This is a genomic window from Catenuloplanes atrovinosus (assembly GCF_031458235.1).
In the GTDB taxonomy this organism is placed as follows: Bacteria; Actinomycetota; Actinomycetes; order Mycobacteriales; family Micromonosporaceae; genus Catenuloplanes; species Catenuloplanes atrovinosus.
Genome location: NZ_JAVDYB010000001.1, coordinates 2,802,909 through 2,815,495, shown reverse-complemented (window position 1 = coordinate 2,815,495; position 12,587 = coordinate 2,802,909). Strand labels below are relative to the sequence as shown.

Below are 12,587 nucleotides of genomic sequence, written 5' to 3'. Positions count from 1 at the left end.
CTCACACCCCCCGTGCCGACGCCGGCGTGACCCGGGCCAGGATCACGTTGACCAGCAGGTTGAACACGACCACCAGGACCACGGAGACGACCAGCACGCCCTGGACCGCGGGCACGTCGCCGCGCTGGGCGGAGTCGGCCGCGAACTTCCCGAACCCGGCCATCCCGAAGATCGACTCCGTGACCACCGCGCCGCCGAGCAGCGCCGGGAACTTGAGCCCGAGCACGGTCAGCGCGGGTCCCATGCCGTTGCGCAGCACGTGCCGGAAGAAGATCCGCCGGGGGCCGAGGCCGCGCACGATCGCGCCGGTCACGTAGTTCTCCCGGTACGCCGCGACCAGCCCGGCCCGCAACTGCCGGGCCACGTCCGCGACCGTGTCGAGGCTGAGCGCGACGGCCGGCAGCGTGATGTGCGCCAGCCACAGCCCCAGGTCCCGGTCCGCCGGCACGTACCCGGCGCTCGGGAACCAGCCGAGCCCGACCGCGAACACCGCGACCAGCGCGATCCCGACCACGAAGGACGGCATCACGGACACGGCCGTCATCGCGCCGGTGATCGCCCGGTCGACCCAGGTGGTGCGGCGCACCGCGGCCAGCACGCCCAGCCCGAACCCGAGGACCACGCCGATGACCAGCGCCAGGCCGGCCACGGAGAGGCTGACGATCGCGCCCTCGAACAGCAGGCCGGCGATGTCCGCGCCGTTGTACCAGCTGACGCCGAGGTCGCCGCGGAGCACGCCGGCGAACCAGTCGCCGTACTGGGTGAGGAACGGCCGGTCGAGCCCCCACTCGCGCTCGATCGCGGCCACCGTCTCCGGCGTGGCCGACTCGCCGAGCTGGAGGTGGGCGGGGGTGAGCCCGCTCAGCGCCCGCAGCGCGAACGTGACGAACGTGGCCACCAGGAACACCGGCACGAAGACCGCGACCGAGCGCAGCAGGATTCTGAGGATCACGGCGTCACCGTCAGCCCGGTCCAGTGGATCTGGCCCGGGATCGGCGCCAGGCCGGACACCCGCGGCGACTTCACGAACAGGTTCGGCTGCGAGTACGTGAAGACCAGCGCCCGGCTCTCCAGACCCGCGCGCGTCGCCGCCCGAAGGTTGCGCTGGTAGTCCGGCGAGTCCAGCGGCGTCTGCCGGGCGGTCGCCACCGCGGCCGGGAAACCGGGCGGCTCGTACGGCGTTGACAGGTTCAGCGGCCCGTTCGGCCCGAAGTGCGCGGTCAGCGTCTGTACCGGCGACTCGCGCCCGGTGGTGCCGTAGAGCGACAGCGCCAGGTCCTTGGCGAAGAACGGCGTGGCCCAGTTCGGGTCCACCTTGATCGTGACCGTGATGCCGACCGCGCCGAGCTGCGCCTGCACGATCTCGGCCGCGGTCGACTGCGCCGGGACCACCAGGTCCACCGCCGCGTCCGCCGCCCCCGCCTCGGCCAGCAGCGCTTTCGCCCGCGCCGGGTCGTACGGGTAGGCGTTCGCGGACGCGTCGTCGTAGGCGATGTAGCCCGGCGGGAACGGCTGGTCGGTGACCTTGCCGAGGCCGAACGTGACCTTGTCGACGAACTCCTGCCGGTTGATCGCGTGCCGGACCGCGTCGACCACCCGGGGGTCGTCGAACGGCGCCTTGTTCACGTTGATGCTGATGTTCGAGGCGTTGTAGCCGGGCTGGACCACCACGTCGAGCTTCGCCGCCTCCGCGGCCTTGACCTGCGCCGGCGCCACGTTCGCCAGGTCGTACACGCCGGTCTGGAGCCCGGAGACGACGGTGGCCGGGTCCGGCTCGGCGAGCAGCTCGACGCGCTCGATGTGGATGTTCGCCGCGTCCCAGTACCGCGGGTTCTTCGTCAGGTACACGTGCGAGCCGGGCACGTTCTCGACCACGGTGAACGGGCCGGCGCCGACCGGCGACCGGTCCAGCGCGGCCGGGTCCACGGCCGGGCTGGAGATCTGCGCGACGCGCTCGCCGAGCAGCAGCGGGATCTGGTAGTCGACCTGCGTCAGGTCCACCACCACGTCCAGGTCGCCGCGCGCGGAGACGCGCTCGATCGAGGTGAGGTCACCGAACAGCGCGGAGTCCTTCTGGGTCTTCGCCCGCGTGAGGTATGCCCGCACGGCGTCGGCGTTCAACGGCGTGCCGTCGCTGAACTCCAGGCCCGGACGGAGATGGAACGTCACCTGGTCGCCCGCGTCGTTGTAGGTCCACGACTCGGCCAGCGACGGCACCGCCGCACCCTTCTCGTCGATCTCGGTCAGCGACGCGTAGGCCAGCGACAGGATCCGGAACTGCGCGCCACTGCCGCTCACCACCGGGTCCCAGTGCGCCGGCAGCGTCACCGCCCAGCGCAGCGTGGGTACCGCGTCCGCGGCCGCCGCTCCCCCGGCGCACCCGGACAGCGCCAGCAGCAGCGAGCCGAGCGCCGCCGCCACGCGGGTCCGGGCGCTCATCGCGCACCGGCCGGCTGCGCGGCGCGGGCGGCGTGCACGTTGCGCGGGATCGGCAGGCCGAGGTTGCCGCGCAGGGTGGTGGCGTCGTACCCGGTGCGGGCCACGCCGCGCTCGCGCAGGATCGGCAGGACCTCGTCGGTGAACCGGGCGAACTCGCTCGGCACCGTCACCATGACGTTGAGCCCGTCCAGCGCACCCGCCTCGAACCAGCGCTGGATCTCGTCCGCGACCGTGCGCGCCGAGCCGACGAACGGCGACCGCCGGCCGTCGATCGTGGACTGCACGACCTGCCGCAGCGTGAGGCCGTTGTCCCGGGCCAGTTTCTTGATCGCTGCGGCCTGGGTGCGGAAGCTGCGGTCGCCCAGGTCGCCCAGCTCCGGGAACGGCGCGTCCAGGTCGTACCGCGTGAAGTCGTGCCAGCCGAACGGCCGGCCCAGTTCCCTCAGCGCGCGGTGGAAGTCCTTGCCGCCGGCGATCGCCGCCTCGGCCGCGCGCGCCTCCTCGTCGGTGTCCGCGATGATCGGGCTGAACCCCGGCACGATCAGAATCCGCTCCGGGTCCCGCCCCTTCGCGGCCGCGCGGGCCCGGATGTCCCGGGCGAACGCCACGCCCTGCTCGATCGTGCGCGCGTGGGTGAAGATCGCGTCGGCGATCTCGGCGCCCAGATCGCGGCCCTCGTCGGAGTCGCCCGCCTGGAAGATGACGGGCTGACCCTGCGGCGATCGCTCGATGTTGAGCGGACCCACCACGGAGAAGTGCTCGCCGACGTGGTGCAGCGCGTGCAGCTTGGCGGGGTCGAAGAAGACGCCCGCCTCCTTGTCCCGCGGGAACGCGTCCTCCTCGTACGAGTTCCACAGCCCCTGCACCACGCGGACGTGCTCCAGCGCGCGGCCGTACCGTTCGGCGTAGTCGTAGTGCTCCTCGCGCCCGTAGTTGCCGGCGGTGCCACCGTCGCCGGTCGCGACCACGTTCCACCCGGCCCGGCCGCCGCTGATCAGGTCCAGCGACGCCAGCCGGCGCGCCACGTTGAACGGGTCGTTGTAGCTGGTGGTGAGCGTGCCGACCAGCCCGATGTGGGTGGTGTGCACCGCGACCGCGGACAGCAGCGTGAGCGGCTCGAGCCGGTTCAGGTAGTGGTGCGGCGAGTCCGGCGTGATGAACTGGCTGTCCACGATGAACACGTGGTCGAAGAACGCGGCCTCGGCCTGCCGGGCACGTGCGATGTACCAGCGGATGTCCACGCTGGCGTCGCCGGGGATCTCCGGGCTGAGCCAGGTGTGGTGCTGGCCGGGGCCGCCGACGCCGACGAGGACGGCCCCCAGCTTCAGGGTCCTGCGAGTCATGGTGATGCCTTTCATGGGTGCGCGACACCGCACGCCCGATCGCGGGCGTGCCGGTGCGGGAGAGTCGGCTGAGCGCCCGGCTACCCTGCCGGGGCGAGTGAGTGAGCGGGATGCCTCTCGGGCGGCATCGGTCGAGCGATGCTCAACGACAGAGCGAGGCCGCGCTGCGTCCGTAGTCGACACAGCGGCGGGTGGTCAGATCGACCCTCTGTCCGCGGCTCATGCGAACGAGTATTCGGGCCCCGCCGGAGCGTGTCCAACGAGAGATCGTGATGGGAGACATTACGGCACCTGATCTAATTCCTAGTAACCTGGTAGGCATGGGTCAGATCTTGGGCATCGCACCGCTGCGCAGCTTCGTCGCCGTGGCCGACTGCGGCGGCTTCCAGCGCGCCGCGACGTCGCTGCACCTCACCCAGTCCGCGGTGAGCCAGCACGTGCGCCGCCTGGAGACCGCGCTCGGCCGCTCGCTGATCGAGCGCGACGGCCGCGGCTCCCGGTTCACTGCGGACGGCGAGGAACTGCTCGCCCGCGCCCGCCGCATCCTCGCGCTGCACGACGAGACGCTCCGCGCGTTCGGCGTCGAGGTGGAGCGTGCGCTGACCATCGGCTCGACCGAGCACGCGGCCGCGCAACTGCTGCCCGCGCTGAGCACCGCGCTGTCCGCCACGTTCCCGGACCACCACATCCGCTTCCGCATCGACCGCGGCCAGCAACTGCGCGCCGCGCTGCAGGACGGCCGGATCGACCTCGCCCTGCTGCTCGGCCCGGCCGGCGACGCCGACGCCCGTACCGTCGGGCAACTGCATCTGACCTGGTACTCCTCTCCCGGATGGCTCCCGCCCGCCGCGGGCGTCCCGATCCGCCTGGTGGCCTTCGATGACCCGTGCGCGCTGCGCAGCCGCGCCCTGGAGACGCTCGCCGCGCACGGCCTGCCCGCCGAGATCGGCGCGGAGGCCGCGCACCTCGCCGGCGTTCAGGCCGCCGTCCGCGCCGGCCTCGGCGTCGCCCTGATGGCCACGCTCGGCCAGCCCCTGGACGGCCTGACCGCACGCGACGAACTGCCGCCCCCGATGCCGATCCCGCTCTCCGTCTGGTCCCGCCGCGGCCTTCCCGCCGACATCACCGACGGCGCGGTGTCAGCCCTGATCGGCCTGCTCCACCCGGACCGCTGACGCCGCCCGTTCGCAGGACTCCCCTCCCGTTTCCGGCGTGACCGGGGGCCCGCCCGTTCCCTCGGGCGCCGGTCGCCGCCGGCGCTCCCGCCCGCCGGTCCCGCACGGGGCCGGGCGAGCCAGAGCGGCGCGGCCACCTGGCGTTCCCGCCGGGAACGCCACCCGCACACGGGTGGCCGCGCCGCGAGCCGCCACCATCCACGCCCCGGGCGCGCCGAGCGACCCCGGACCGCCGGCGGCGGCCGCGTGGTCCTGCCCAGCCACGCGGGTACCGGCTCCGACGCCGCGAACGCAGCGGAGCGCCGGCGGAGTCGGCGCCCGCGACGAGGTTTGCCCGCGGCGGCATGCGGCATCCAGCCACGCCGGAGGGGTTGGCCTTCTAGCGGAGTCGGGGGTGGACGGAGGAGTACCGGCCGGCGTGGTAGAGCAGGGGGGTTTCCGCCTCGTCGGCGCGGTGTTCGCCGTCGAGCGGGCTGGCCAGCACGATGGTGTGGTCGCCGGCCGGGACACGGTCGACGACGCGGCAGACGAGCCGGGCGAGGACGTCGTCCAGCAGCGGGACGCCGTCGGGACCGGGGTGCCACTGGCCGTGCGCGGCCAGCCGGTCGATGCCGCTGGTGGCGAACGTGCGGGCGATCTGCTCCTGTTCGCGGCCCAGCACGTGCACGGCCACGGTCGCGGCCTCCGCCACGGCCGGCCACGCCGAGGCGCTGCGGGCCAGGCAGAACGAGACCAGCGGCGGGTCCAGCGAGACCGAGGTGAACGACGTCGCGGTGAAGCCGGTGCCGGGCGCGGTGATCACCACGACGGCCGCGGCGTGCCGGCGCAGAAGCCGGCGGAAGAGATCGGGAGCGACGGCCACGGTCATGACATGCCTCCAAGCACGTTCGATGCAACATTGAGGGCAGCGGCGTCGCTGCCGCTGCGCCGGTCGCACGACTCCCGAGGTCAACGCGATGCCGGGTTCCTTCCTACGACGGTGCGCGCGGTCCCTGGCCGGCGTCAACCGCCGTCCCAAATCCTAGTAACCCGATAGGTTTGGATTGACACGGGCCACGCCGCGTATCACGATCACGACCATGAGCGACCCCTTTCACCAGCGGCTGCATCACGTCGCCGCGGCGGGCCTGAGCGGCGACACGGCGCAGACCTCCGGCATGCGGCGCGTCGAGGCGATCAGCGGCAAGACCGTGGGCAGCCGGAACCTGTGGATGGGCCAGACCCACGTGGCCGCGCACACGTCCTCCGGCAACCACCACCACGGCGAGTCGGAGACCGCGATCTACGTGGTCAGCGGCCACCCGTCGTTCGTGTTCCTGGACCCGGAGCGGGGCGAGATCCGCATCGACACCGGCCCGGGCGACTACGTCTACGTGCCGCCGTGGGTCCCGCACCGGGAGGAGAACCCCGACCCGGGCACCGAGGCCGTCGTGGTCATCTCCCGCACCACCCAGGAGGCGATCGTGGTCAACGTGTCCCACCTGGAGTGGCGCGGCCCGGCCACGGCCTAGTCTGACCCGATGCCGCACGCGGTCTATCCGGGAACCTTCGATCCGTTCACGCCGGGACATCTCGACGTGGCCGGCCGGGCGCGCCGGATGTTCGGCCGCGTCACCGTCCTGGTCGCGGTGAACGACGACAAGCGGCCCGGCAGTCCCGCCGCGGCGCGGGCGAGGGAGATCGAGCGGCTGCTGCCGGCCGGATGGGACGACGTGTCGGTGGTCGCCTGGCACGGGCTGACCGCCGACTACTGCCGGCGGCACGGCGGCGAGGTGATCGTCCGCGGCGTGCGGAACGCGGCCGACTGGCGGCGGGAGCGCGACCTCGCGCTGATGAACGACGCGCTCGGCGTGGCCACGGTGCTGCTGCCCGCGCGGGCCGAGCTGGCGGCGACGTCGTCCACCGCGGCCCGGGCCCTGCGCGGCTGAGCCACTTCGGGCGGCCCGGTCGCGCGCGGTGGGGTGGGGTGGGCGTTGACAGGTGGGCGAAGGCGTACAAACATGCATATCGCTCGATAACGCGCCGCCAACCACATAGGAGCGGGACGATGCCTCGTACGTTCGGGACGCGGCGTCGCCGCGCTGTCGCCTTCGCGCTCGCGGTCGCGGTCGTGCTGGAGCCGGCCGCCGCCTCGGCCGCCCGGCCGGACTCGCCGCCCGAGGCCTGGACCGCGACGCCGGCGACCGTGGCCGTGGACCCGGCGGGCGGGCCGAAGACCGTGGACGAGCTGTACCGCTACCTGGAGAACCCGGAGCTGACCGGCGAGGGGCAGCAGCCGCCGCACTCGGATCTGCGGCCGTACGCGGACGCGCGCGCCGCGGTCGCGGACCTGACCGACCGGACCGCCCGCAACCCGCACGTCCTCCCGCTCAACGGTGAATGGCGGCTCAAGATCCACGAGCGGCCGCAAGACGTGCCGGCCGCGTTCCGCACGGACGGGTTCGACGCGTCCGGGTGGCCGGTGGCGACCGTGCCGCACACCTGGCAGTCCAACTTCATCGACCACCCGATGTTCCGCAACATCCCGGAGGAGTTCCCGGACGACCCGCCGCGGGTGCCGCGGGACCTCAACCCCACCGGGGCGTACGTCCGGACGATCGACCTTCCGGCGGACTGGGACGGCGACCGGGTGTTCCTCCGCTTCGAGGGTGTGACCAGCGCGTACCTGGTCTGGGTCAACGGCGGCTACGTCGGGTACGACCAGGGCGGCTACACGCCGGCCGAGTTCGACGTCACCGAGCGGCTGCGGCCGGGGCGCAACCAGATCGCCGTGCAGGTGCACCGCTGGAGCTCCGGCTCCTACCTCGAGGACGTCGACCAGTGGCGGTACAGCGGCATCTTCCGCGACGTGTGGCTGTACCGCACCGCGCAGACCCGGCTCCAGGACGCGTACCTCACCACGGACCTGGACGCGGCCTACCGCGACGCCACGCTGACCGCCCGGGTCGACGTGGCCGGCGCGCCGGGCGAGTTCGCGGTCCGCGCCACCCTGCTCGACCCGCGCAACCGGGCGGTGACCACGGCCCGGCAGCCGGCCGGCACCGGCCGGGTCACGCTCACCATGCCGGTCACCGCGCCGGCGACGTGGAGCGCCGAGGAGCCCACCCTGTACGCGCTCGTGCTGGAACTGCTCGGCCCGGGCGGCACGGTGCTGCACACCACGGCGCAGCCGGTCGGCTTCCGCGAGATCGAGGTGCGCGACCGGCAGATCCTGGTCAACGGGGAACGCATCCTGATCAAGGGCACCAACCGGGCGGAGACGGACCCGGACACCGGCCGCTACAACACGCCGCGGCGCCAGCGCGACGACGTGTTCCTGATGAAGCGGCTGCACCTGAACGCGGTACGCACCTCGCACTATCCGTCCGACCCGTACCTGTACCGGCTGGCCGACCGGTACGGCCTGTGGGTGGACGACGAGGTCGACATCGAGACGCACTCCCGCGAGAACTGCCCGTCGAACTGCCTGGCCGACCGGCCCGAGTGGCAGGCCGCGTTCGCCGACCGGTTCCAGGCGATGGTGGCGCGGGACAAGAACCACCCCAGCGTGATCTTCTGGGACACCGGCAACGAGGCCGGGCTCGGCGCCGCGCACTACGCGATGGCCGCGTGGGCGGACGCGAACGAGCCGACCCGGCTGCTCTACCACCAGTCGAACAATCCGGACGGCGACGCGCCGTTCGCGGACGTGGACGGCCCCCGCTACCCCACGCCGGCCCGGCTGGAGAACCGGGTCAACGCGTCCACCAAGCCGGTGGTGATGGGCGAGTACGCGCACGCGATGGGCAACGGGCTGGGCAACTTCGACCAGTTCTGGGCGCTCGCCCGCCGCAACCCGCAGATGCAGGGCGGCTTCATCTGGGACTGGGCCGACCAGAACCTGCGCCAGCCGCTGATCCTCACGCCGGACTCGTCCGCGAACCGGATCCAGACGTTCCTGGTCGGCAAGCCCGAGCCGGTCGCCGGCCGGCGCGGCCAGGCCGTGTCACTGTCCGGCCTGGACGACTTCGTGGACGTCTTCCGCGACCGCCGGCTCGACCTGACCGGCCCGCTGACGCTGGACGCGTGGGTGCACCCGGGCGAGTGGTCCGGCAGCTTCCCGATCCTGACCAAGGGGCAGGGCTACGCGCTGCAGCTGCGCGACGCGGACACGCTCGAGTTCGGCGTCGACGCCGGCGGCTGGGCCACCGTCACCGCGGACGTGCCGGCCGGCTGGTACGGCGCCTGGCACCGGGTCAGCGGCGTCTACGACGGCGCGGCGCTGCGGCTCTACATCGACGGCGCCGAGGTGGCCGCCGTCCCGCGTACCGGTGCGGTCGATCCCGGCCTGTTCGAGGTGAACCTGGGCCGCAACGCGGAGACCCAGCAGGACAACGACCTGTGGAGCGTACGGCTCGGCCGCGGCCTGATCGACGACGCGCGGATCTACGGGCGGGCGCTGACCCCGGCGGAGCTGGCCGGCGACCCGGCCGAGCGGGCGGTGCTGGCGCTGAACTTCGACACGTACCAGCCGAAGGGTGATTTCCTGAGTCTCGGCATCAGCCTGTCCGGCACGGACGGCCTGGTCGGCTCCGACCGCTACGTGCAGCCGGAGACCGCGGAGATGGCCTGGGCGCAGGCGCCGATCCGGTTCACCGCCGTCGACGCGGCGCGCGGCCGGGTGCGGGTGCACAACGAGCAGCAGGCCGGCGCGTACGAGCTGCGGCTGGACTGGAACGTGGCGGAGCAGGCCCGCACGCTCCGCTCCGGCAGCCGGACGCTGCGGCTGAAGCCCGGCGAGACCGTCGAGCTGGACCTCGGCGCGCCACCGCCGAACCCGGGCGACCGGGAGCGGTTGCTGAACCTGACCGCCGTCACCACGCGCGACCTGCCGTGGGCGCGGCGCGGCTGGACGGTCGGCTACGACCAGTTCTCCGTCGGCGGGCGCGCGGTCCCGGGCATCCTGCCCGCACCGGCGCGCGGCGCGCCCGCGCTGGCCACCCGGGGCGACACGCTCACCGTCTCCGGTCCCGGCTTCGCGTACCGGTTCGAGTCGGGCGCGCTCACCTCGATGCGCGCGGACGGGCGGGAGCTGATCGCCGGCCCGCCCACGCTGGACGTGTACCGGCCGCCGACCAGCAACGAGACGTACGACTGGGGCACCGACGACCGGCGGATCTGGCACGAGCTGGGCCTCGACCGGCTGCGCACCACGATCGACGACGTGCGGACGCGCACCGAGGCGGACGCGGTGGTGGTCGAGGTGCGCAGCACGGTCGCCGGGACCGGCATCTCGTTCGACCAGACCATGCGGTACCGGGTCGACCGCAACGGCACGATCACGCTCACCCAGAACGTGGCCGCGACCGGCGGCCGCGTCGGCGAGCTGCCGTACCTGCCGAGGGTCGGGGTGTCGCTGCGGCTGCCGGACGAGATGCAGAGCTTCGCGTACTACGGCCGCGGGCCGCACGAGTCCTACAACGACCGGCGCAGCGGCGCGCGGCTCGGCGTCTACCGCAGCACCGTGGAGCGGGAGTACGTGCGCTACTCCCGCCCGCAGGCCTACGGCAACCACACCGACACGCGCTGGGCCAGCCTGCACGACGGCCGCGCCGGGCTGCTCGTCGGCGGCGCCCGGGACGTGAGCGTGACCCCGTACGACGACCTGGACCGCGCCGAGTACGACCACCAGCTTCCGCTGGTGCGCAACCGCGACTGGGTGACGCTGCACGCGGAGGCGGGCGAGACCGGCATGGGCGAGACGCCGAACTCGGTCCTCGACCCGTTCAAGCTGTCGCCGGCCGAGCCGTACTCGCACGAGCTGGTGCTGCGCCCGCTCACCCGGGACGAGATCAGGGCCGGTGGCGTCCCGGACTCCGACGTCGCGGCCCCGTGCGCCCCGGACGTCACCGCCACCACCGACGGCCGGGTCACCGCCGGCACGCCGGAACGGGTCGACGTCACGGTCTCGCCGCGGTGCGCCGGCGGCCTGACCAGCGCCGCGGTCGATCTCGCCGTGCCGCCGGGCTGGACCGTCGAGCCCGCGCGCGCCGACCTCGGCCCGGTCGCCACCGGCGGCCCGGAGACGGCCACGTTCACCGTGACGCCGCCGGCGGACACGGACGTGGGCCGCTACGACCTGACCGCCTCGGTCACGTCCGGCACGGCAGCCGGTTACCGCACCACGGTCACCGCGGCCGCCGCCGTCGAGGCGCCGCTGCCGGCCGGCTACGCGTGGCTGAGCGACCGTCCCTATGTGGAGCAGGCCAACGGCTGGGGCCCGGTGGAGCGGGACCGCAGCAACGGCGAGCAGGGCGCCACCGACGGAAACCCGATGACCATCGGCGGCGTACGGTACGAGAAGGGCCTCGGCGCGCACGCGTACTCCAGCGTGCTGGTCGACCTCGGCGGCACCTGCACCCGCTTCCGCTCCGACGTCGGCGTCGACGACGAGGCCTCCGGCTCCGTCGAGTTCGAGGTCTGGGCCGACGGCACGCTCCGCGCCCGCAGCGGCGTCGTGACCGGCGCCGCCGCCGCCGTTCGCCTCGACGTCGACATCACCGGCGCCCGCCAGCTCGACCTGCGTGTCACCGACGCGGGCAACGGCAACGGCAGCGACCACGCCGACTGGGCGGCCGCCCGCCTCGCCTGCGCCTGACCGCGCGTCCCGCCGCGGCGTCAGCCGGCGAGGGTGTCGTCCGGGGGCTGGGCGGCGCGGTGGCGGATGCGGTCGGTGAGGTCGAGGGCGTCGAGCGCGGTGTGGAGCGCGGCCATGGTGGTCTCGAAGGTGCCGGGGCCGAGGGCGGCGCGGAGCCGGGCGTCGATGCGGGCGCGTTCGGCGCGGGCGGTGTCGATGGCGTGGTGGCCGGCCGGGGTGAGGGCCATCGGGCGCCGGCGGCGGTCGCCGGTGGTGGCGGGGGCGACGTACCCCAGGGTCAGCAGTTCGTTGAGGGCCTTGGAGACGGCCTGCTGGCTGATGCCGAGGTGGTCGGCGATCTCGGTGGCGGTGGCCGGGCCGGTGAGCAGGCGCTGGATCAGGTAGCCGTGCGCGGGGCGGAGCCCGGTGCCGTCCAGGGCGCGCAGCACGCGGCGGGTGACGGCGTCGCCGAGCAGCGTGAACGCGGAGGACATGTCGAGTTCGGGAGCAGCGTCTTCCAACACACAACCATGGTTGTGTAATCTCGGCGCCATGGCAACCGTGGAGTCCGTCGTGCGCCGCTACTACGCCGTCGTGTCCGACCTGTCCTCGACCGAGGACGAGCTGCGGGCGCTGCTCTCGCCCGGGGTGCGGGTGACCGAGCATCCGAACGCGCTGGTTCCGGCCGGTGCCGTGCGGGATCTGGAGGCCACCGTCGCCGGGTTCCGGTCCGGCAAGGCGCTGCTGCGCGAGCAGGTCTTCGAGGTGCACGAGGTGCTCTCGGACGGGCCGCGCGCGGCCGTGCGCGCGACCTGGCGCGGCGTGGTCGGCGCGGACGCGGGGCCGTTCCGGGCCGGGCAGGAGCTGGTCGCGCACGTCGCGGCGCTGCTCACCGTGGACGACGGGCGGGTGCTCGCGCACGAGACGTTCGACTGCTACGAGCCGTTCGCACCGCCGGCCTGACCGGCGCGCCGCGTGCTCGGCCGGCGGCTCCGCACGCCCGAGGAGGCCATC

Annotated in this window: 10 protein-coding genes; 5 read left to right on the top strand and 5 right to left on the bottom strand. The window is 73.6% G+C overall.

The features are described from left to right. Position 1 precedes the first annotated feature (1 nt). Genes J2S41_RS12630 through J2S41_RS12620 form a run of 3 tightly spaced genes read right to left on the bottom strand, consistent with a single transcriptional unit; the run spans position 2 to position 3,782 of the window. The gene (locus tag J2S41_RS12630) at positions 2 to 952 is read right to left on the bottom strand and encodes an ABC transporter permease (protein ID WP_310367062.1); all 951 of its coding nucleotides are present in this window, start codon (positions 950 to 952) and stop codon (positions 2 to 4) included. After that, positions 949 to 2,439 (bottom strand): ABC transporter substrate-binding protein, encoded by a 1,491-nt coding sequence (locus J2S41_RS12625; protein WP_310367060.1) that lies wholly within the window; start codon positions 2,437 to 2,439, stop codon positions 949 to 951. Before J2S41_RS12625 ends, J2S41_RS12630 begins: the two co-directional genes overlap by 4 nt. After that, positions 2,436 to 3,782 (bottom strand): NtaA/DmoA family FMN-dependent monooxygenase, encoded by a 1,347-nt coding sequence (locus J2S41_RS12620; RefSeq protein WP_310367057.1) that lies wholly within the window; start codon positions 3,780 to 3,782, stop codon positions 2,436 to 2,438. The genes J2S41_RS12625 and J2S41_RS12620 overlap by 4 nt, the downstream gene beginning before the upstream one ends. A gap of 320 nt (positions 3,783 to 4,102) precedes the next feature. On the opposite strand from J2S41_RS12620, the gene J2S41_RS12615 reads away from it, so the two are divergent. Beyond that, positions 4,103 to 4,957, top strand: coding sequence for a LysR substrate-binding domain-containing protein (locus tag J2S41_RS12615; protein ID WP_310367055.1), 855 nt, complete (start codon positions 4,103 to 4,105; stop codon positions 4,955 to 4,957). 379 nt (positions 4,958 to 5,336) lie between these two features. Here the strand turns inward: J2S41_RS12615 and J2S41_RS12610 are convergent, their stop codons facing one another. Further along, positions 5,337 to 5,825: a flavin reductase family protein gene (locus J2S41_RS12610; RefSeq protein ID WP_310367052.1), complete on the bottom strand. Its 489-nt coding sequence runs from the start codon at positions 5,823 to 5,825 to the stop codon at positions 5,337 to 5,339. Between the two features lie 211 nt (positions 5,826 to 6,036). Between J2S41_RS12610 and J2S41_RS12605 the strand changes: the two genes are divergently transcribed. From J2S41_RS12605 to J2S41_RS12595, 3 genes are all read left to right on the top strand, one after another. Next, positions 6,037 to 6,468 carry a cupin domain-containing protein gene (locus tag J2S41_RS12605; protein WP_310367050.1) on the top strand — a complete coding sequence of 144 codons (432 nt, stop codon included), beginning with the start codon at positions 6,037 to 6,039 and terminating at the stop codon, positions 6,466 to 6,468. A gap of 9 nt (positions 6,469 to 6,477) precedes the next feature. Further along, positions 6,478 to 6,885, top strand: coding sequence for a pantetheine-phosphate adenylyltransferase (gene coaD / locus J2S41_RS12600; RefSeq protein ID WP_310367049.1), 408 nt, complete (start codon positions 6,478 to 6,480; stop codon positions 6,883 to 6,885). 119 nt (positions 6,886 to 7,004) lie between these two features. Beyond that, entirely contained in the window at positions 7,005 to 11,594 is a 4,590-nt protein-coding gene (locus J2S41_RS12595; RefSeq protein ID WP_310367048.1) for a glycoside hydrolase family 2 TIM barrel-domain containing protein, read from the top strand. 20 nt (positions 11,595 to 11,614) lie between these two features. Here the strand turns inward: J2S41_RS12595 and J2S41_RS12590 are convergent, their stop codons facing one another. Continuing rightward, positions 11,615 to 12,097, bottom strand: coding sequence for a MarR family winged helix-turn-helix transcriptional regulator (locus J2S41_RS12590; RefSeq protein WP_310367046.1), 483 nt, complete (start codon positions 12,095 to 12,097; stop codon positions 11,615 to 11,617). Between the two features lie 28 nt (positions 12,098 to 12,125). On the opposite strand from J2S41_RS12590, the gene J2S41_RS12585 reads away from it, so the two are divergent. After that, positions 12,126 to 12,536: a nuclear transport factor 2 family protein gene (locus J2S41_RS12585; protein WP_310367043.1), complete on the top strand. Its 411-nt coding sequence runs from the start codon at positions 12,126 to 12,128 to the stop codon at positions 12,534 to 12,536. Positions 12,537 to 12,587 lie beyond the last annotated feature (51 nt).

Coding starts and splice junctions, on each gene's coding strand:
- J2S41_RS12625 (WP_310367060.1), bottom strand. CDS start 2,439: ATGAGCGCCCGGACCCGCGTGGCGGCGGCGCTCGGCTCGCTGCTGCTG.
- J2S41_RS12585 (WP_310367043.1), top strand. CDS start 12,126: ATGGCAACCGTGGAGTCCGTCGTGCGCCGCTACTACGCCGTCGTGTCC.
- coaD (WP_310367049.1), top strand. CDS start 6,478: ATGCCGCACGCGGTCTATCCGGGAACCTTCGATCCGTTCACGCCGGGA.
- J2S41_RS12610 (WP_310367052.1), bottom strand. CDS start 5,825: ATGACCGTGGCCGTCGCTCCCGATCTCTTCCGCCGGCTTCTGCGCCGG.
- J2S41_RS12615 (WP_310367055.1), top strand. CDS start 4,103: ATGGGTCAGATCTTGGGCATCGCACCGCTGCGCAGCTTCGTCGCCGTG.
- J2S41_RS12595 (WP_310367048.1), top strand. CDS start 7,005: ATGCCTCGTACGTTCGGGACGCGGCGTCGCCGCGCTGTCGCCTTCGCG.
- J2S41_RS12605 (WP_310367050.1), top strand. CDS start 6,037: ATGAGCGACCCCTTTCACCAGCGGCTGCATCACGTCGCCGCGGCGGGC.
- J2S41_RS12620 (WP_310367057.1), bottom strand. CDS start 3,782: ATGACTCGCAGGACCCTGAAGCTGGGGGCCGTCCTCGTCGGCGTCGGC.